Here is a 17,824-nt window from a genome sequence, read left to right as displayed (position 1 = left end):
ACTCCATGACATTTCGCCGCGATATCGCTGAACAACTGACACACGCCGCTACGGCAGCGCTTAAGGGAGGCCGAATTGCCGAAACTTCCACAAATACAAATCGCTGATACTACGCCTTCATTCGATGAGGTCGCAGTTCGCGAGCACGTCATGGTGCTACATCAACTGGCGTCCGGTCTATCTGGAAAATTTGTCGTCTCCACGTTCTTCGCGAATCCGACCGGCGAAGACAAGGCTGGTGGCGTCATCAGTCACCACGTAGTCGGTGACGTCGAAGGCACGGTCGACGCTGTGATGGCGCACGCTGCAACGCCGAACGCGAACACCTACATTTGCCCGAACCTAATGCGACCGACACTTGAGCGAGGCAAGAAGGGCGGCGAAAGCGACGTAGTCGCAGTTCTGACACTTGTGGCAGACATGGACGATGACACGGGCAGATCCGGCACTATGCCGGTTGACCCGAACTATGTCGTCGAGAGCTCGCCGGGAAACTATCAATGTTTCCTACTTCTCGACGCGCCCTTGTCTGTTGCTGACGCAAAGCCTCTTGCTCGGTCGCTAAAGGTCGCCGCGAATGCCGATCACTGCACCGTCGACATGGCACATGTTTGGCGCGTGCCTGGCACTTTGAATTGGCCCAACGCAAAAAAGCTAGCACGTGGGCGGCCTTGCGAGCCGGCGCCAGTCATGATCGCGGAGTTGTGGGACGGCGAGGTGACAAACGTCGAAGCCCTTCGAATTGCGCTGCAAGCGTGGTCGATCACAGAAACTTTATCATCGACTGTAACCATTGGCGCGCTACCTGCCTTGGCGGATGTCAATGTCAGCGACACATCGATAGAAATGCTGGCCGCCAACGATGTCGGAGATCGTTCGGCTCACGCCGCAAAAGTAGTTGAGCAATTAGCGTTCGATAGTCTGACAGCGGAGCAGGCGTGTGCGGCATTTCTCACGGCCACAGGAGATTGGTTCGCTCGTTACGAAGGGAAAGATGCGACGGCGGATTTCGCCCGACTGTGGGGCAAGTATGGCGCCCATCATGCGGAGAAGCGTAGAGCGGGAGCCGTGGCGGTTGCGGGGTTGGTGGCCAAGCGGATGGGAAAAGATCTCATTGCCGCAAACGACAACGTCCCTAGTGGGCCGGTGTTCTCAATCTTCGACTGGACCGTCGACCGCTTCAAAGGCGAGCCGCCGAAGGTCGAGTATTTGGTAGAGGGCGTGATGCCCGCGGGCGTGCCTGGAATGGTATCTGCGATGGGTGACACCGGAAAATCGTACGCCATGCTCGAACTGCATCGACGCGTGTCCTTCGGCTCCGGCGTCTACGACGCGCCGATATTCGGCGGCAGGGTGTTGGCGCGGGGCACATCGGTGATGATCACAAGCGAAGACGACGCCAGTGAAGTTCATCGCCGCATCGCTGCTCTGGACCATAAGGAGCACAGGTTTTCCGAACTCGGTCGGAAGATGATCGTCGTCCCGCTTCCGTCTGCAGGTGGCGCCCAGGCCTTCTGGAAGGACGACAAAAAGAGGGGACTGCAAGAGACGGACAACTATCATCGCATCTGCGATCAGCTATCCGAAATCGATGATCTCCGGTTGGTGACATTTGATCCGTTGACCAGCTTCGCGCACCTTCCGCTCAATGAGGACCCAGCCGCAGGGCAGTTCGTTTGCACATCGCTCTCTCGACTGGCGACCGAGACAGGCGCTACCGTCTTGGTTGCCCACCACATGCGGAAGACACAGAAACCGATTGAAACGCTCAGCGATGCGCGCGACAGCATCCGCGGCAGCACGGCATTGGTCGATGGCCTGCGGCTAGCCTACGCCATGTGGCCGGCAGAAGAGGGAAGAGCGCGCAAGGTGTGCAAGACTGTCGGCGTCGATTTCACCCCAGGGAAAGTGGTGCTGGGCGGGGTCGTAAAGGCCAATGGAGCCGCTCGGCGCGTCATCTCTACTTACGTTAGAAACGAGCACGGACTACTTGTCGACAAGACTGCTCTGCTCGGTTCATCCACACCGCCGACAGGCGATCTCATTGGGTCTTTGGTGGTCACAATCGAAGCGGCAGCAAATGCCGGCTCGCCGTTCACAAAGAGTGGTGCAAGTGGCGTTTATGAGATGAGGGAGCGGCTTCCAGACGAGTTAAAGGCCCTTTCGAAATCACGGCTTCACGGTCTGGTGGACGACGCTCTCAGCAAGACCATGATTGTCAGGACCGCAGCGAAGGGCGAGAAGATTGCCAAATGGCTCGATGTGCCAGGCGGCTACTTCGCGACCGGGCTGGGGACGTTCACGACGGGTGCGGTGCGGATTTGAAGTAGGAGGGCGGTCGAGAGGCCGCCCTTTTTTATTGCGCGATCTTTACAAGCTTCCCGATCAGACAAGCCAACCTTGGAGCTAGATGAACTAATTGCAACTTGTTAAATAACTAGAAGTTATATACGCCTTACGATTGAGTTCATGTCTTGTTGATGGAAGAGAGCGCGTACCTTGGCACCAAAGATTGTCACAGTATTCAATAACAAAGGTGGCGTTGGTAAAACAACACTTACGTTCCATTTAGCACACGCACTTGGTGAAATGGGGAACAGGGTTCTTCTGGTGGATTTGGATCCCCAATGCAACCTGACCATCTATGCAATGGAGATGGAGGATATTCATGCGGTTTGGGAGGAGGAGGACAATTTTATTGAAGATTTCAATGCCGCTCGTGAGAATGCCGGGGAAGTCGAATTCGATCAGTTAACCGCGCACCCGAGGTCTGTTCATTTTCTACTAAAGCCTGCTGAGGACGGCACCCGCGAAATCGATGTGCTTCCACCCCCACTTGAAATTGGAGAAAATGTAGATCTTCTCCCTGGCAGGCTGACTCTTCATTTGTTTGAGGCAAAACTCGCAGAACGATGGAGCGGCATTTATCAAGGTGATCCGTTGGCAATAAGAACCGCAACTAGAGTTAGGGCTTTAGTCCATCAATATGCCGAAGAATACAATTATGACATAGTAATATTTGATACGTCACCTAGCTTGGGCGCGTTGAATCGCGATCTCCTTTCTCTTGCAGACGGCTTCCTAATTCCCTGCGCTCCGGATCTTTTTTCAGTTTATGGGATCAGGAATATTGGCGCGGCGCTGACGACTTGGAGAAAGCAGTTTGAGAGTATTTTTCATTTTCTGTCTGGTGCGAAACGAGATGCCTTTCCAAAGAAATTCGTGAGGTTTCTCGGCTACACAATATATAACGCAAGACCTCGATCTGACAGCAAGAGCATGCTCAAGATCGCGAGAGCGCACTCAAATTACGCGGAGCAAATTCCGCAGGTGATCGAAGAGTTTATCGATCCCGTAAATCGCATTCTGTTACCAAACAACGATGTTAGCTCTCAATCAATTGGGGATAACGCGGTTGTTCACACCCACAATACCTTCCCTAGTATGGCTCAGAAATATCATGTTCCGATGTGGCGTCTGCCTGAGCACCAAGATCTTGAAAAGAGCGATAGAGGTTCGATCCTTCCGAACAAGGAGAAATTTTACGATACGCAGCAAGCTTATTTACAGTTTGCCGACGATGTTGTTTACAGGTTGAGGTTCTTGGATGTCTGACCAGCTAGCATCTGTCGACAATCAGTCTATCGATCTCGCTAGCCTGTTCGACGCCGATAGGAAGCATGAATTCAGAATTTTCATGCAGGGCATAGTTCAGTACATCGGTGATCATCCTGCTTTGATCAGAGATAGCGAACGGGTCGTCCATTCGTTTAAGTCGCGGCTTAAAGATCAAGAGCATCTCAGGAAAAAAATAAAAAGAAAACTTGAGGATGGACGAAATATAACTCCCGAGAATTTTTTTGAGCAAGTTACCGACTTGGCAGGCGTTCGCATATTGCACTTAGTACAAGGTGACTTCGCGAAAATTGATGCTGTCGTGCGTCGTCGTGTTGCAGATGGAGATTGGTTTTTGAGTGAACGTCCTAAAGCTTATACTTGGGACCCAGAAGCCGCGACGTATTTTCGTGAATTTGATTTAGACGTACAAGAGAAGTCGACCGCCTACACCAGTGTACACTATCTCATCCGTCCGAAAGAAAAGTCTCCAATTTGCTGTGAACTGCAAGTGCGCACTCTTTTCGAAGAAATATGGGGAGAGGTGGATCACAAGATAAATTACCCAGTTCCATCGAGCAGTATCGCTTGTCGCGAGCAACTGCGTGTTCTTTCGAAGATTGTTGGAGCTGGCAGTCGTCTGTTAGATTCACTGCAGCGAGTTTATGATGCCGAAAAAGAGAATGCCGAGGGAGGGAAAGCGAAGGAGGCTTAGGCTTTGATTTTTCAGCCTATTGCGTTCAACCCGTTCCCGGAAATTTCAGAAATGGCCGTTCCCATGGAAACGGGAACGGTAAGTTATTGATATCATTAAAAAACACGTTGCCATTCCCGGCGTTCCCAGCGCTTCCGGAAATGGCGTAACTATATGAAATCATTGACGTTCCCGCGTTCCCGCTCTTTACCCCTACTACGTAGGGGGAAGGCGTCTGGGAACGCCATTCCCTGTAAGTAGGGTTGGCAATGGGCGGCTATGGCAGTTTGGCTCCAACCTACTGTCCACCAACTGGACCGTCACTTTCGGTGCCTTGCTCACGATCACCTGGCTGACCAACCGGCACAGGTGGCGCGCCTTCGTCGTTGATCGTGACAATGTCTTCATCCTTGGCCCTTGGTCGCCACGTTGATCCGCGCGTCGCTTTCGGATCGTCAGGTCTGCCGATGATATTCTTGTTGAGGTCTCGCATGTTTTTCTCCTTCCGCTAGGCGAACCGTGGAGGCAGCGAGATGTTCCCGCTTCCTGCGGAACTCGAATCAGTGCGGTCGCATTTTCGCAGATGAGGAGAACGCAAATGCGCGAGAACGAAATACAGCCATACACCGTCGAGCAGCTGCAGCAGCAGTATGCTGTGAGCCTGCATGTGGCAGTGGAGGTGCTGGAGCGGTTCGGTGGTGACCGGTCGAAGATCGACAAGTTCATGAAGCGATGTCCGCACCGGGATGGGGACGAACACAAATGACCGAGGCCGGTCTTTTTTTGCGGCTCCTGTCTTGAACCCGCCTTGGCTGCCACCAATATTTTTTGTGCTTCTTGATCTGTTTGGATTGGAGGTAAGAAATGAACAGCCAAGACGTTTTGTTTCGAGCGCCAGTTCGCGTCCGGCTACAATGCGGACTCGAGAGAACATTCCTCAGCGTTTATGACGCGCTCGATTTTTTGGAAGCAGAGTGGCCGCTCCGCCGCGGAGAACGATACAAGAGGGCAGTGAACCGATGCAGGGCTGCTCTCATCTGGTCGGCATCTTCTGAAGTCGCCCGAGAAGCTTTCGTTGCGGCGTGCCTTGAGGCGGGAATGCCGATGGTATCCACAAATCCGGCGCCAATGCGCGAGCACAGCCAAAACCTTCAGGCAACTGGCTAGCTACATAGCCCCGCGCGAAGCGGGGCTTTTTTCGTCGTGTCTCACCTTCCCAAAAAATATTTCACTTAGCCACTACCCGTTTTCGCTCCTCTTGGTGAAAGTAATGGGGAGGTTCACGCCGTGGTGCCTATATTTTGTAGGCGTGGATCGCAGAAGCTGCTGAAAAACACTATATATTATTGCTCTGTATGGAGCGCATCCGACCAAAAATGGAGGCTACATGCTTAGAACACGCATCCAGAATATAGGAGGCCCGTTCCCTGGCGTTGGATCGGCGCCGACAATGGTACGGGACAAGTGGCTACCAAAGGATGGCCGCGCAGCTTTCGAACGGCTGAACGATGAGGCCGCAATGCGCGGAACCGTTATCGACGCAGGCAGTCTTGTGGCAGCCAACGATAATCATCCCGACAAAAAGGAGCGCGCAGCTTGAAGGCGAAGAACTTTTCGGAATTAGCTGACCTGCTGACTGGATACACGACCGAGCCGGCCAAACAGAAGCCCGCTAAAATCCACAAGGCCGCGAACGACAACAAGCCTGCGTCAGATGTTCTTGCCTGGCCTGCGCTCGAGCGACTTGCGTATCGAGGCGACCTGACCCGCGTCCAAGGCTTGCAGAGATGGCGGGATTTTCGGCATCCGAAGGACATGGTCATCGCCGACGAGGAAGATCAGTATGAACCCGAATTAACGATCGAAACCAGGCCATCGGAAGCAGAATTGCTTGCTGCCGTCGGGCGCAAGGTCGTCGACCGCGAGCGGTGGGAACACACTGGCGAAATGGCAAACGTATACGATGACAGCCCGGAGCCGAAGACGGAATACACCGTGAAGGCTGTAGGCGGTCCTGCTGCGATACGCCCGTCGCTTGAAGCAAGGATAGGCAGTCTGACATTCGCTGATGGTGCGCTCAAGTTCTGGGGTGTAACCGCCAAAGGGAGAAAGCTTCAGCCTGATGAGCGGCGGCGCGGAGAGAAGGGGGGTGCCATCTCAAGCGGTCGATCTGAATCTGAAATCTGGTCATATATCCGCCTAAAGGGAGCGGTGTCACCGTTAGCCTCCGAGCATCTGCACCGGCCGTTCTTTGGCGAACAACGAGAGGCGTGTGCGCCGACACCTGAAGCAGAAGAGGCCCGCCGCGTGCTGCAAGAGTTCGGCGTCGACGGAAGTGTTCCGTTTGAAAAGCTGCGACACGCCGCGACCAGAGGGCCAGACGCTATTGTGACCGGACCGCAGTGGGTGGGTGGCGTAAAGAAACCAAAGCCGACGGCATCGCGGCCAGCGGGACGAGATCACAATGCGGGGGAGAGCATCGAGGCCGACAACTTCATCGACTATCTCGTGGAAAAACTCGGGCAGCATGCCAAGGTTCTTGATCTCGCAATAACGGACATGAACGCAAGAAATATAGGCGTGGCGATGGGTTTGGCTCCGTCATATGCAGAAAAGCGCGGCCCGATCTTGATTGAGGCGGCAATTGACGCGCTCAATGCTGAACTGAGAAGGTCAGATATCAACGATCATAAATTTGCGGCATGATGTCCGGTAAACGTCGCTCCCAAACCGTATCTGTATGAAAGGGCTAGAAACCCAGCGGCACCTTCGGGTGCCGTTTTAGTTTGAGGCGCTGAATTCGCGCGGACGTTTTAAACTCGCCGCGATGCCGGGTCAGCCTCATCTCAATCCCATGCGCGTTCTCCTCCGCTTGCATGGTGATCGTGCGGCTGGTTGTAGTGTGACCCTGTTAGCTAACGCTTAGCAGGTAGTGCACGCTCCCAGCCGCTTTTGTTTTTTCAATGGGACGTGCTCTGGGTAAGCGGGTAATCCTTGCAAGATTGCTGCCGGTCGGTTCGATTCCGACACGCTCCACCATTTACGCCGGCATAGCTCAGTAGGTAGAGCGCCTCCTTTGTAACGAGGATGTCGTGGGTTCGATTCCTGCTGCCGGCACCAGTTGTCGAGGATCCACCATGGACACCAAAGAGCACGATGCTGAGGTGCTGGCTGCAGAACGTCATGCCTTCACACTGATTGGCTGGGCCAAGCGATCCGCTGACAATGGCTACACCGAGAAGGCTCTCCACCAAGCGCAAGCGGCACTGGCGATAGCGCAGGCTGTTCTTCTGTTGAAGAAGTCCGCCACGGCCACCCCTGAGTAAGGGCGGTCAGTTACCAAGGCATGTATCGCAGAGTGGATTTGCTGGATCGGAAACCACGTAGGACTTAACCGGCGTACCGCAGCTTAAGCAGACGGTGTCGCATCCAATGCGTTCAGCCCTGCGCATGTTTTCAAGGTTCTCCGCGTCCCGGTTTTCAATCGCATTGCGGCGCCGATTCAGTTCGGCGGCAATCTCGTCCTCTGTGAAACTGCTCATCCAATCCCCCATCGGTTACCAATATCGGTGGGGCAAGAATGCACGCCATAAGGGTGTAGCGCAATGCCAAAACCCTACGGCCGCTCAGCGGAAGCTGCGCTCTACCGTCGAATGTACAAGACGGCACGATGGCAGCGCTTACGTTTGGCGCAGCTTGCTGCCGAGCCGCTATGCCGATTCTGCCTGGCGATCGAGGATGTTACCGAGGCAACGACGTGTGACCACGTCAAGCCGCACAAGGGCGACGAGGCTTTGTTCTACGACCCAAACAACCTGCAATCACTTTGCGCTCCATGCCACGACAAGCTGAAGGCTCGCCTCGAGCGAGGCCAGCAGGCAGTGGTCATTGGTGTTGATGGCTATCCGGTGGAGCTAACGTAACACTAGAAGAAACATCGAAAAACATTTGATTTTATTAGATAATATCGAAAATGAACGTTGACATTTACTCGAATATGCGATAAAATGGAGAGTTTGCCCGATCGGGGGGGGTGGTCGCAAAGTCGACGATCGCCCCAGCCAAGGACCGCCGGGGTAACGCAACGCATATGCAAACACAGATTTTTGCCTAGCGCGTGCGCAAGCGCGCGTGCGCGAGGGGATTCCGTATGTCTGATAAGAAAAGCCGCGTTGACAGCGTTGATGAGGCCGTGAGGATTGCCTCTGCGGCTTCTGAGGAGATCCAGTTTCCTGAAAACGTGCCGCTCGACGACGGCGACGTCCCATTTTTCAAGAATGTCATTGCCGAATATGCCCGCGCCGATTGGTCGGCGCACCAGCTTGAAATTGCCGCGATGCTTGCCCGCACGATGGCCGACCTAGTGAGGGAGCAAGACCTGCTTCGTACTGAGGGCTCGGTCGCAGTCACTGAAAAAGGGACGCCCGTAGCCAATCCACGGAAATCCGTAGTCCAGATGCACGCTTCTTCCATCCTTTCGTTTCGCCGATCACTGGCACTGCATGCGCGCGCCGTACAAGGCGAGGCGAGGGACGCGGCCAAGCGACGAGACCAAGCCAAGGAGATCGAGGCAGGCGCGAGCGTGGATGACGAACTCCTAGCCTAATCGAGGTTGTGAATGCTTTCTGAGGCCGTGGTCGGCGCCATCAAGTGCGGCCCGATCCCGGTTCTGCGCGACTGGCGCAGACTGCCGACGTCGGAGCTAACCCGCGGCGAGAAGATGTGCCGCTTCATCGAAGAATATTTGGTTGTGCCAGAAGGCGCGCTGGTCGGGCAGCCGATAAGGCTGCTGGACTTCCAAGTGGCCTTCATCCTGTCAGTCTATGACAACCCGAACGGCACGTCGCGAGCGTATTTGTCGATCGCACGTAAGAACTCCAAGACGGCCACCATCGCCTGCCTCTTGCTCGGTCACGTGATTGGCCCTGAGGCGTTTCCGAACAGCCGCATCATGTCGGGCGCTCGTTCTCGCGACCAGGCTGCGGAAGTCTTCAACTACGCCAGTAAGATGCTAATGATGTCGCCGCGCCTGAAAGGGCTGTATCGCATCGTCCCGTCCGGCAAGATGATTGTCGGCTTGCGCAAGAACGTCGTCTACCGCGCCAGTTCGGCGGAAGCCAAGAGCGCGCACGGCGGTTCGCCACTGGTCGCCATCCTCGACGAGGTTGGCCAGATCAAGGGCCCGCACGACGACTTTGTCGAAGCGATCGTGACGTCGCAAGGCGCCTACGGCGACAAGGCGATGATCTTCGCTATCTCGACGCAGGCAGCGACTGACGGCGACCTTTTCTCGCGATGGCTTGATGATGCCGAGACATCAAAAGCACCACGAACGGTTTCGCACCTCTACACGGCTCCGGCTGATTGCGACGTCCTCGACGAGGAAGCGTGGAAGGCCGCAAACCCGGCACTTGGCAAGTTCAAGTCCGTTTCATCAGTGCGCGACGACGCAGAGCGCGCGTCCCGTATGCCGACAGAAGAGGCCAGTTTTCGTTGGCTACATCTCAATCAGAGGATTGATGCGAATGCTCCGTTTGTGTCGCCGGCTATTTGGCGAGCGTGCAACGCTCGAGTTGTGGACTTTGATGGTCTCCCTGTCTTTGGTGGGCTCGACCTTTCTGAGGTGAGCGACCTGACTGCTCTGGTGCTCATGGCGCCGAATAAGCAGGAGGGTAAGACCGTCTGGCATGTGAAGCCGACGTTCTGGCTGCCGGGAGACGGCATCCGAGCCAAAGCCAAGGCCGACCGCGTTCCGTATGACATCTGGCACAAGGACGGCCATCTCGAAGCTGCTCCTGGTAGAACCGTCGACTACGAGTTTGTTGCGCATTACCTGCGCGAGCGGTTCGAAGAGATGGATATCCGCAAGATCGCGTTCGACCGCTGGAATTTCAGGCACCTGAAGCCATGGCTGCAAAAGGCTGGCTTTACTGACGATCAACTTGAAGGCGACGATGCTGTATTCCAGCCGTTTGGGCAGGGCTTCCAGTCGATGTCGCCGGCTCTCCGCGAGCTCGAAAGCATCATCCTCAACGGCAACCTTGCCCACGGCGACCATCCAGTGCTGACGATGTGCATGATGAATGCCACCATCAAAGCGGATCCTGCCGGCAATCGAAAGCTCGTCAAACACAACCGCGAACGCCGCATCGACGGCGCAGTCGCCTTGGCAATGGCAACGGCGATGGCAGGCACCTACGAGGGCAGCGATAGCGGTGACTTGGACGACTTTATCAACAATATGGTTATGGTGATCTAATGGGTCTCTTCGATAGATGGCGCGGAGTACCCATCAAGCTCACTGACGGTGAGTTCTGGCGCGGGTTCTTCGGGCTGGGCACTACCTCCGGTGAGCCGGTCACGATTGAAACGGCACTCCAGCTTGATACTGTGTGGGCGTGCGTCAACCTCATCCGTAACGCGGTGATTATGTTGCCGTGCAACGTCTACAAGGACGACGGCGTCACGATCGACAAGGCATCACCGCTTTACGATCTGCTCCACGACATGCCGAACATGGACGATACCGCCTCAGATTTCTGGGCGATGGTCGTCTTGTGCTTGTGCCTCGACGGCAACTTCTTTGCAGAGAAGAAGCTAAACGGCAGCAAGCTGGTGGCGCTCAACCCGCTGCCACCTCTCGCTGTGAACGTGTGCCGCGATAGTCGCAACGCGCGCTACTACGAGGTGACGGAGAACGGCAAGAAGCGCAGGGTCGCTGAAGACAAGATGTTCCACGTTCGCGGGGCTGTATTGCCTGGCTGTGATCGAGGGATGTCACCGATCGGCGTTGTCCGCAACACTGTGGGAAATGCACTGGCGGGTGAAAAGACCGCTGGCAAGATGTTTGCCAATGGCATGCAGGTCGCGGGCGTTCTGTCTTCCGACCAGATCCTCAAGAAAGAGCAGCGCGATCAGCTCGGCCAGATCCTTGGGCAGTTTGCCGGTTCTGATAAGGCGGGCAAGATTGCAGTTCTGGAAGCTGGCCTCAAATACCAGCAGCTGACGATCAATCCTAAAGACGCGCAGATGCTTGAGGTGCGTCAGTTCAATGTCGAGCAGATTTGCCGCATCTTCGGTGTTCCGCCGGTGATGATCGGCCATGCTTCGAACGGCACGACGACCTGGGGCAGCGGCATCGAGCAGTTGATCCTACAGTTCATCAAGACTTGCCTTGGACCTCTGGTCAAAAGCATTGAATCTGCCGTGTATCGAGACCTTCTCGACGAGAAAACGCGCAAGTCCACCATCGTGAAATTCAACATGGAAGGTCTGCTTCGCGGCGATAGCACGGCGAGGGCAGAATTCCTGTCGAAGATGGTCACCAACGGCATCTACACGCCAAACGAGGCCCGTTCTTACGAGAACAAGGCTCCAGTCGACGGCGGCGAGAAGGCAATCGTCAACGGCACCATGACCCCGCTCGATAAGGTTGGTCAGGCCAATGACAACGCGCCACCAACGCCAGCAGCACGCGCTGCATAAGGAAAAATCATGAAGTTTGAACACCTGATTTCGGCCTTTCTGGCCGAACCTTGGGCTATTCAGCGCGAAAAACTGGGCGTTTTGGCTGATGTTTTGGTCGCGCGAGCCGAAGGCGAGAAGCTGTTTTCGTCCGAGTTCGCAGCCTCTATCGATGAGGCGCGAGCCAAGGAAATCGCAGAATCCAGCGGCAGCGTGGCCATTATCCCGGTTTACGGGGTCTTGGCCGACAAAATGGACCTGTTTTCCGCGATGAGCGGCGGCACTTCCTATGCCGGCATCAAGAAAGCGCTGCACAAGGCGCTATCTAACGCCGACATCAAGGCTGTTGTGCTCGATATTGACAGCCCAGGCGGCACGGTTCCAGGCACCGACGAACTGGCGACCGAAATCCGCAAGCTTCGCGGCGGCGAGAAGCCGATCATTGCTCAGGTCAACAGCCTGGCTGCAAGCGCGGCTTACTGGATCGCGGCGTCGACCGACGAAATAGTCGTGACGCCATCTGGCCGCGCCGGTTCGATCGGCGTTTATACCGCCCACGATGACCTATCCGCCTCTCTTGAGCAGCGTGGCATCAAACGCACGTACATTTCAGCCGGCAAGCACAAGGTTGAGGGTAACGAGACCGAGCCGCTCGGCAAGGACACGCTGGCCCACGTGCAGGACGGTGTGAACCGCTCGTACAATCGGTTTGTTGCAGCCGTTGCTGAAGGGCGCGGTGTGACGGTCAGCAAGGTTGAGGACGGCTACGGTCAGGGGCGCGTGTTTTACGCAGAAGCCCTCATGGACCGCGGCATGGTCGACCGTGTTGCCACACTTGACGAGACCTTGGCCCGCTACGGCGCGGACACGGAACCTGCGCCGGTAAAGCGCATCAAGGCCGCAAACGCTGCGAAGGCTGAGGCAGCGCAGACGCTGGTCGCGAAGATGTCCGCCGGCGAGCAAATCACAAAACGCGAGTTCGAGAACGGCATCAGGGGACTGATGGGGTTGTCGGGCTCTGAGGCAGAGCGGGCCGCTCGGCTCTACCTCAAAGATGGTCAGGGGGCTCCTGACGTCGAGACGGATGCTGCTGCTTTGGCAGCCATTGAACGGCTTATCGCCGAAGCAAAATCACCACTCATTCGATAAGGAGCCAATAAATGGCCGAACTAGCAGAAAAAATTGGCGAACTTGGCGCCTCCCTCGCATCCATCAAAGAGCAGGTTGGCAATCTCGCCACCGACTTTACCTCCAAGCTTGTCGCAAACGGTGAAGTTTCCGCAGAGCTGAAGGAAAAGACCGACAAGGCACTTTCCGAACTCGGCGACGTAACGACCCGTCTTTCCGACATGGAAAAGCGCGCTGCACGCGAGCGGGTTGGCGGTGATCCTGACGAAAAATCGCTGGGCGATATCGTCGTCGAAGCCGCAGGCGCGCAGTCGTTCGATTCTTCCTACAGGGGAATGATCAAGGTAAAGGCCGACCGTGCTGCCATCACCTCTGCCAATACTACCGTTGGCGCCGGCCGCTCTCAGGGAACGTCTCTGGTGCCCGGCGCCCGCGTTCCCGGCATCTTCGGCCTGCCTGAGCGACAGCTGACGATCCGCGACTTGGTTATGCCGGGGCAGACTGCTTCGAGCACGATCGAGTACGTCAAGGAAACCGGCTTCACTAACAACGCTGCTCCGGTCGCCGAAACGACCGCCAAGCCGTATTCGGATCTGACGTTTGACATGACGTCCTCGCCGGTCCGCGTGCTGGCCCATCTCTTCAAGGCCTCCCGCCAGATCCTGGACGACGCGCCAGCGCTTCGCTCCTACATCGACGGACGTGCTCGTTACGGTCTCCGTTTCGTCGAGGAAAACCAGCTGCTGAATGGCTCTGGCACCGGTCAGAACCTTCACGGTCTGGTTCCGCAGGCGACCGCGTTCAACCCGGCGTTCGCTGCCGCAGACGAAACGGCGATCGACCGCCTTCGTCTGGCTGTTCTGCAGGTCGTTCTCGCTGAGTATCCGGCCACTGCGTTCGTTCTTAACCCGATCGACTGGGCAAAGATCGAGCTGACCAAGGACGCCGGCGGCAACTACATCATCGGCAACCCGCAGGGCTCGCTCACTCCGACGCTCTGGAACCTACCGGTTGTTTCGACGCAGGCGATGGCCGCAGGCGAGTTCCTCACCGGCGCGTTCAGCTTCGCAGCCCAGATCTTCGACCGCATGGATATTGAAGTTCTGCTCTCGAGCGAAAACGTCGACGACTTTGAGAAGAACCTTTTCACGATCCGCGCTGAAGAGCGTCTGGCGTTCGCAGTCTATCGCCCTGAGTCCTTCGTGACTGGCGATGTCGAAGGCGCCTGATTCATCTGAGGGGAGCTTCGGCTCCCCTTCCTTGAAAGGGAGTGAACATGACCGATTTTCTAGAAGTGAAGGCCAAGCGCACGTTCGCCGTTGGCAAAGAACTGAAGACCAAAAAGAGCGATACATTCAAGATCGAGGCGGGCGAGGCGAAGCAGCTCGATGAGCTGGGCCTGGTCGACATCATCGGCGAGGTTAAGGCTGACGCCTCTGTTGAAGACGACGCCGCGGATGAAGCCGCTGACAAGCCGGTGATCTCCTCTGCTCGCTCGACGAAGAAAAAGGAAAAACCCGATGCTGACAACGAAGGCTCGTAAAGAAAGGGTCTCGTCCTATATCGGCGCCGGCATCGTCAACGGTATCGGCTCACCGGTGAATTCTGTTGCACCTGCCATCACGGGCACCGCGCAGGTTGGCCAGACGCTTACGGCAACAACCGGCACGTGGTCTGGTTCCCCAACTTATGCGCGGCAGTGGTTTGCTGCTGGCGTCGCGATTTCTGGCGCTACTGCGGCCACCTATGTTCCCGTTGCGGGCGACGTTGGAAAGGCCATCACGGTCCGCGTCACGGCAACGAATGACAAGGGCAGTGTGCCCGTCACAAGCGCGCCTACGGCCGCAGTAGTGGCGGCCTGATATGGGCATCGTCGATCTTGAAACCGTAAAGAAGCATCTCCGTGTCTTTCATGAAGATGAAGATACGGAGATCGGACTTTACCGTGATGCAGCCGAAAGCATCATAGCCGAGCATCTTGATCGCGAAGTCGTAGCCGCAGGCGAAACGCCCACGGCCGCCGACGGCATCGCTGCGACGCCCGCAATCGTGTCGGCGATCCTTCTCGTGACCGGCGATCTCTACGAGGAGCGCGAGCCTGACCCGAAGGCAACGGGCGACGCGGTTCTTCCGCGAGCGGTACGGATGCTTCTGGCTCCATGGCGTGTCTGGCGAACAGTGGCGGACGACTATGTGGCTCCGATTCCATGAACCGTTCGACTGGCGCCAGCCAGGCTTCACCATCGCCTATAAGGCTGGCCTCTACAACGTCACACGCAAGTGCGCTGCGGCTGCAATAGCTGCTAAGGCTGCTGAACCCACCAAGGATCGACCAAATGCCAAAACGCAAGAGATCCGGAGCGGGGTCGCTCAGTGAGCGCATCGGCTTTGAGGCCGAGGTCGAGGGTGATGACGGGTATGGCGGCGTGGTGGTCGGCTTCGCGGAGCAATTCGTAAAGCCCGCACGTCTTGAGCCGCGCGTCGGCAGCGAGCCTGTCATTGCAAGCCGCCTACAGGGTTTGCAACCCTACACCATGACCGTGCGCAGCAACGAACGCACGCGCGCCATCACGCCAGCTTGGCGGGCGCGGAATAAGCGGTCTGGCGTGGTGTACGCAATCAAGGCTGCGGTCAACATCGACGAACGCAACCAGTGGATCGAGCTGCTTGTGGTGCAGGGGGAGGCTTCGTGATTAAAGCAAAGGTTCTGGGCCGCGAGGCGCTGACGAAAAAGCTCAATCAGGTAGCTCCGCTCGCCAACAAGTACGCCGCCGAAGCGAAACTTCAGATCGCTACCGAAGCCGCCGACAAAATCTCCGACCGGGCGCCGATAAGTAACAGCGCAACGGCTGGCGACTATGCTGCCTCGATACAGGGCGGCAAGATTTCTGACAGGCCGAGTGCGAAAGCGCTTGTGGGCGCATCGGCCAGCAAGGATCCGGATGCCACTGGAGTTTTCGCCGCATGGATTTGGCACTTTTTGGAATTTGGCACGCGGCCGCACAATGTCGCCAAAGGCGGCGGCACTGTTGCGGGCAGGAAGCAGCGCGACGGCGCAAGAATGCATCCCGGCACAAGGGCGCAGCCACACGTCTTTCCGACATGGCGATCGATGAAAGCCAAGGCAAAAAAGAAGATTAGCGATGCCATATCGCGCGGAGTGAGGGAGGCCATGAAGAACTAATGGCTAGTCCCGATCTTGAGCTACAGGGCGCCATCGTCGCAAGGCTGAAGGCACGTTCATCGCTAACGGCCATTGTCGCACAGCGCATTTACGACCGCCCGCCGACCAACGCGCCGTTTCCCTACGTCGAGTACGGCGAAAGCCAATCGATTAGAGATGATGTCGCCTGTCTGAAGTCGAACCTTATCTACGTCACGATCCACGTTTGGTCGCAATATTCCGGAGGCTTCAAGGAGCTGAAGGAAATCATTCACGAAGTCGTCGAGGCTCTGGATGAAGCACCCTTAGTGCTGCCCTCACATCGATTGATATCGATCACTCGGCAAGACACCCGTCATTTCAAAGACCCGGATGAAGTTACGACGCATGGTGTCGTCGAATTTGTCGCGCGCGTCGAGACACCGGCCTGATGGCCACCAACCCCTAGTTTTTGAGGTTCACAAATGGCCGACGGTCAACAGATTGGTCGTACGCTGCTCATCCAGATTGGTGACGGCGAAACTCCTGAAGTATTTTCGAATCTGTGCGGTTTGACGACCCGCAGCTTCAATATGTCCGCTAACGAAGTCGACACGACAATTCCGGATTGTGCCAATCCGGCGCTGACACCGCAGAAAACCGCTGACCCTGGCATCAAGAACCGCACCTTTTCCGGCTCCGGCAAGTTCGTGAAGAGCGCTTCCAATACCGCGTTCATGACGCACGTCAACGACGCCACGAAGTTCAACGCCAAGGTAATCGTTCCCGGTCTTGGTACTTACACCGGCCCTTGGTTCGTTTCTGAATTCGAGTTCAGCGGCGAAATGGAAGGCAATATGGAATTCACGGCCACGTTCGTTGCTGCTGGTGTTCTTGCATTCGTCGCGGAGGTGTAATTTTGGCTGATGCTGAAAAACCCTTTCCGTTGGAAGTAAACGGAGCTCGGGGGGAGGTCGGCCTGTGGGTCGGCAAGGAACCGCTGGTCATCGTCGCTGAGATGGGTGGCCTTGCTGCCGTGTCTTCGCGCCTGTCGTGCAAAAGTATGTCCGATTTGTTCCTTCGCCTGTCGGGCGTCGAGCCTGCCGCCACAGTGGCCGCGCTCGATCTGCTTACCGTCCGTGGCGACAAGATCTCGGCCATCGGCGCGCTGAAGCTGAAGCACTTCGGCGCCGTGGCCAAGGCGATTTCCGAGGCGCTGTCTCATCATTTTGATGAGGAAGACGAGGGAAACGGGGAAGCCGCTCAAAAGGCGGCATAGAAGAGCCATTCCCTTGGCGCGACTGGCAAAAGATCGCTTTCGGCGGCCTCGGCTGGACACCAGGAATATTCTGGGCGTCTAGCTTGACCGAGTTCACCCTTGCGGTGAAAGGCAAGGCAGAAGCCAACGGCGGCAAGAAAGCCGTGGCTCCTCCGTCAGACGCCGAGATGGACGAGTTGATGAAGAAGTATGGTGGCTGATCAACGTTCAGCAGCAAGCTGCTGTTTGTACGTAATGTATCCCTTCTCACGGCACCAATCGCGCAGGCGCTTTGCATCGCCCAGTTGCCACGCATAAATCTGGCTCAGGCTCTCCTTGCAACGCTCCTCCTTGACTATCTCAGTGTCCCCCGCAGCGGGGACGCTGGGTGGCGTCCGAACCTGGGCAACGACGCTGTTCTGTGATGCCAAGAGCAGTGCCGCCGCCGCAACTCCAGAATGCAAATATTTCACCATATCCATCCTTCTCGGCTCGCCATTGGCGGGCTTTTTCACGTTAGGAC

The 17,824-nt window shown here is 56.4% G+C and carries 26 protein-coding genes and 2 tRNA genes; 25 read left to right on the top strand and 3 right to left on the bottom strand.

Going from position 1 to position 17,824, the window contains the following annotated elements; translation table 11 throughout:
* The first annotated feature begins 75 nt into the window (after positions 1 to 75).
* The 3 genes from ACQZ45_RS03305 (at position 76) to ACQZ45_RS03295 (ending at position 4,330) form a co-directional block, all read left to right on the top strand.
* A complete protein-coding gene (locus ACQZ45_RS03305; RefSeq protein WP_448742175.1) occupies positions 76 to 2,325 on the top strand; it encodes an AAA family ATPase in 2,250 nt (749 codons plus the stop codon).
* Between the two features lie 174 nt (positions 2,326 to 2,499).
* A complete protein-coding gene (locus ACQZ45_RS03300; RefSeq protein ID WP_113138453.1) occupies positions 2,500 to 3,615 on the top strand; it encodes an AAA family ATPase in 1,116 nt (371 codons plus the stop codon).
* Entirely contained in the window at positions 3,608 to 4,330 is a 723-nt protein-coding gene (locus ACQZ45_RS03295) for a RelA/SpoT domain-containing protein (RefSeq protein ID WP_448742174.1), read from the top strand. Before ACQZ45_RS03300 ends, ACQZ45_RS03295 begins: the two co-directional genes overlap by 8 nt.
* 277 nt (positions 4,331 to 4,607) lie before the next feature.
* Here the strand turns inward: ACQZ45_RS03295 and ACQZ45_RS03290 are convergent, their stop codons facing one another.
* The gene (locus ACQZ45_RS03290) at positions 4,608 to 4,802 is read right to left on the bottom strand and encodes a hypothetical protein (protein WP_013636152.1); all 195 of its coding nucleotides are present in this window, start codon (positions 4,800 to 4,802) and stop codon (positions 4,608 to 4,610) included.
* A 105-nt stretch (positions 4,803 to 4,907) separates the two neighbouring features.
* Here ACQZ45_RS03290 and ACQZ45_RS03285 point away from each other — a divergent pair, with 105 nt between their 5' ends.
* The 7 genes from ACQZ45_RS03285 (at position 4,908) to ACQZ45_RS03255 (ending at position 7,635) form a co-directional block, all read left to right on the top strand.
* A complete protein-coding gene (locus ACQZ45_RS03285) occupies positions 4,908 to 5,075 on the top strand; it encodes a hypothetical protein (protein WP_448742173.1) in 168 nt (55 codons plus the stop codon).
* Between the two features lie 98 nt (positions 5,076 to 5,173).
* Positions 5,174 to 5,476 carry a DUF982 domain-containing protein gene (locus ACQZ45_RS03280; protein ID WP_448742172.1) on the top strand — a complete coding sequence of 101 codons (303 nt, stop codon included), beginning with the start codon at positions 5,174 to 5,176 and terminating at the stop codon, positions 5,474 to 5,476.
* A gap of 220 nt (positions 5,477 to 5,696) precedes the next feature.
* Complete coding sequence (locus tag ACQZ45_RS03275) at positions 5,697 to 5,909, top strand: hypothetical protein (RefSeq protein ID WP_425963897.1); 213 nt, start codon at positions 5,697 to 5,699, stop codon at positions 5,907 to 5,909.
* Positions 5,906 to 7,015, top strand: coding sequence for a hypothetical protein (locus ACQZ45_RS03270; RefSeq protein WP_448742171.1), 1,110 nt, complete (start codon positions 5,906 to 5,908; stop codon positions 7,013 to 7,015). Before ACQZ45_RS03275 ends, ACQZ45_RS03270 begins: the two co-directional genes overlap by 4 nt.
* Positions 7,016 to 7,274: 259 nt before the next feature.
* A tRNA-Ala gene (locus ACQZ45_RS03265) sits at positions 7,275 to 7,348 on the top strand.
* 5 nt (positions 7,349 to 7,353) lie between these two features.
* Positions 7,354 to 7,429: transfer RNA gene (locus tag ACQZ45_RS03260), tRNA-Thr, on the top strand.
* A gap of 17 nt (positions 7,430 to 7,446) precedes the next feature.
* Positions 7,447 to 7,635 (top strand): hypothetical protein, encoded by a 189-nt coding sequence (locus tag ACQZ45_RS03255; protein WP_448742170.1) that lies wholly within the window; start codon positions 7,447 to 7,449, stop codon positions 7,633 to 7,635.
* 6 nt (positions 7,636 to 7,641) lie between these two features.
* Here the strand turns inward: ACQZ45_RS03255 and ACQZ45_RS03250 are convergent, their stop codons facing one another.
* Positions 7,642 to 7,851, bottom strand: a complete 210-nt coding sequence (locus ACQZ45_RS03250) for a hypothetical protein (RefSeq protein ID WP_448742169.1) — start codon at positions 7,849 to 7,851, stop codon at positions 7,642 to 7,644.
* 63 nt (positions 7,852 to 7,914) lie between these two features.
* On the opposite strand from ACQZ45_RS03250, the gene ACQZ45_RS03245 reads away from it, so the two are divergent.
* From ACQZ45_RS03245 to ACQZ45_RS03175, 15 genes are all read left to right on the top strand, one after another.
* On the top strand, positions 7,915 to 8,232 hold the full coding sequence (locus tag ACQZ45_RS03245) for an HNH endonuclease signature motif containing protein (protein WP_448742168.1): 318 nt from the start codon (positions 7,915 to 7,917) through the stop codon (positions 8,230 to 8,232).
* Positions 8,233 to 8,459: 227 nt separating this feature from the next.
* Positions 8,460 to 8,915 (top strand): terminase small subunit, encoded by a 456-nt coding sequence (locus ACQZ45_RS03240; protein WP_112391676.1) that lies wholly within the window; start codon positions 8,460 to 8,462, stop codon positions 8,913 to 8,915.
* Between the two features lie 12 nt (positions 8,916 to 8,927).
* The gene (locus tag ACQZ45_RS03235; RefSeq protein WP_448742167.1) at positions 8,928 to 10,568 is read left to right on the top strand and encodes a terminase large subunit; all 1,641 of its coding nucleotides are present in this window, start codon (positions 8,928 to 8,930) and stop codon (positions 10,566 to 10,568) included.
* Complete coding sequence (locus ACQZ45_RS03230) at positions 10,568 to 11,794, top strand: phage portal protein (RefSeq protein ID WP_448742166.1); 1,227 nt, start codon at positions 10,568 to 10,570, stop codon at positions 11,792 to 11,794. Before ACQZ45_RS03235 ends, ACQZ45_RS03230 begins: the two co-directional genes overlap by 1 nt.
* Before the next feature lie 9 nt (positions 11,795 to 11,803).
* On the top strand, positions 11,804 to 12,922 hold the full coding sequence (locus ACQZ45_RS03225) for a S49 family peptidase (RefSeq protein WP_448742165.1): 1,119 nt from the start codon (positions 11,804 to 11,806) through the stop codon (positions 12,920 to 12,922).
* Between the two features lie 11 nt (positions 12,923 to 12,933).
* The gene (locus tag ACQZ45_RS03220) at positions 12,934 to 14,130 is read left to right on the top strand and encodes a phage major capsid protein (RefSeq protein ID WP_448742164.1); all 1,197 of its coding nucleotides are present in this window, start codon (positions 12,934 to 12,936) and stop codon (positions 14,128 to 14,130) included.
* Positions 14,131 to 14,177: 47 nt separating this feature from the next.
* A complete protein-coding gene (locus ACQZ45_RS03215; protein ID WP_448742163.1) occupies positions 14,178 to 14,444 on the top strand; it encodes a hypothetical protein in 267 nt (88 codons plus the stop codon).
* Positions 14,422 to 14,763 (top strand): hypothetical protein, encoded by a 342-nt coding sequence (locus ACQZ45_RS03210; protein WP_448742162.1) that lies wholly within the window; start codon positions 14,422 to 14,424, stop codon positions 14,761 to 14,763. The genes ACQZ45_RS03215 and ACQZ45_RS03210 overlap by 23 nt, the downstream gene beginning before the upstream one ends.
* A 1-nt stretch (position 14,764) precedes the next feature.
* Entirely contained in the window at positions 14,765 to 15,112 is a 348-nt protein-coding gene (locus tag ACQZ45_RS03205; protein ID WP_448742161.1) for a head-tail connector protein, read from the top strand.
* 125 nt (positions 15,113 to 15,237) lie between these two features.
* Positions 15,238 to 15,594 carry a head-tail adaptor protein gene (locus ACQZ45_RS03200; RefSeq protein ID WP_448742160.1) on the top strand — a complete coding sequence of 119 codons (357 nt, stop codon included), beginning with the start codon at positions 15,238 to 15,240 and terminating at the stop codon, positions 15,592 to 15,594.
* Positions 15,591 to 16,085 carry an HK97-gp10 family putative phage morphogenesis protein gene (locus tag ACQZ45_RS03195; protein ID WP_060641807.1) on the top strand — a complete coding sequence of 165 codons (495 nt, stop codon included), beginning with the start codon at positions 15,591 to 15,593 and terminating at the stop codon, positions 16,083 to 16,085. The genes ACQZ45_RS03200 and ACQZ45_RS03195 overlap by 4 nt, the downstream gene beginning before the upstream one ends.
* On the top strand, positions 16,085 to 16,495 hold the full coding sequence (locus ACQZ45_RS03190) for a DUF3168 domain-containing protein (protein ID WP_448742159.1): 411 nt from the start codon (positions 16,085 to 16,087) through the stop codon (positions 16,493 to 16,495). Before ACQZ45_RS03195 ends, ACQZ45_RS03190 begins: the two co-directional genes overlap by 1 nt.
* A 33-nt stretch (positions 16,496 to 16,528) precedes the next feature.
* Positions 16,529 to 16,960: a phage tail tube protein gene (locus ACQZ45_RS03185; protein ID WP_448742158.1), complete on the top strand. Its 432-nt coding sequence runs from the start codon at positions 16,529 to 16,531 to the stop codon at positions 16,958 to 16,960.
* A gap of 2 nt (positions 16,961 to 16,962) precedes the next feature.
* On the top strand, positions 16,963 to 17,322 hold the full coding sequence (locus ACQZ45_RS03180; protein ID WP_013636134.1) for a hypothetical protein: 360 nt from the start codon (positions 16,963 to 16,965) through the stop codon (positions 17,320 to 17,322).
* Complete coding sequence (locus tag ACQZ45_RS03175) at positions 17,319 to 17,522, top strand: phage tail assembly chaperone (protein WP_448742230.1); 204 nt, start codon at positions 17,319 to 17,321, stop codon at positions 17,520 to 17,522. The genes ACQZ45_RS03180 and ACQZ45_RS03175 overlap by 4 nt, the downstream gene beginning before the upstream one ends.
* Here the strand turns inward: ACQZ45_RS03175 and ACQZ45_RS03170 are convergent, their stop codons facing one another.
* Complete coding sequence (locus tag ACQZ45_RS03170) at positions 17,523 to 17,816, bottom strand: hypothetical protein (RefSeq protein WP_448742157.1); 294 nt, start codon at positions 17,814 to 17,816, stop codon at positions 17,523 to 17,525. It lies immediately after the preceding gene.
* Positions 17,817 to 17,824 lie beyond the last annotated feature (8 nt).

Source organism: Agrobacterium sp. 16-2014-1-2a (genome assembly GCF_053522705.1).
This window is presented reverse-complemented; position numbering and strand designations above follow the sequence as displayed.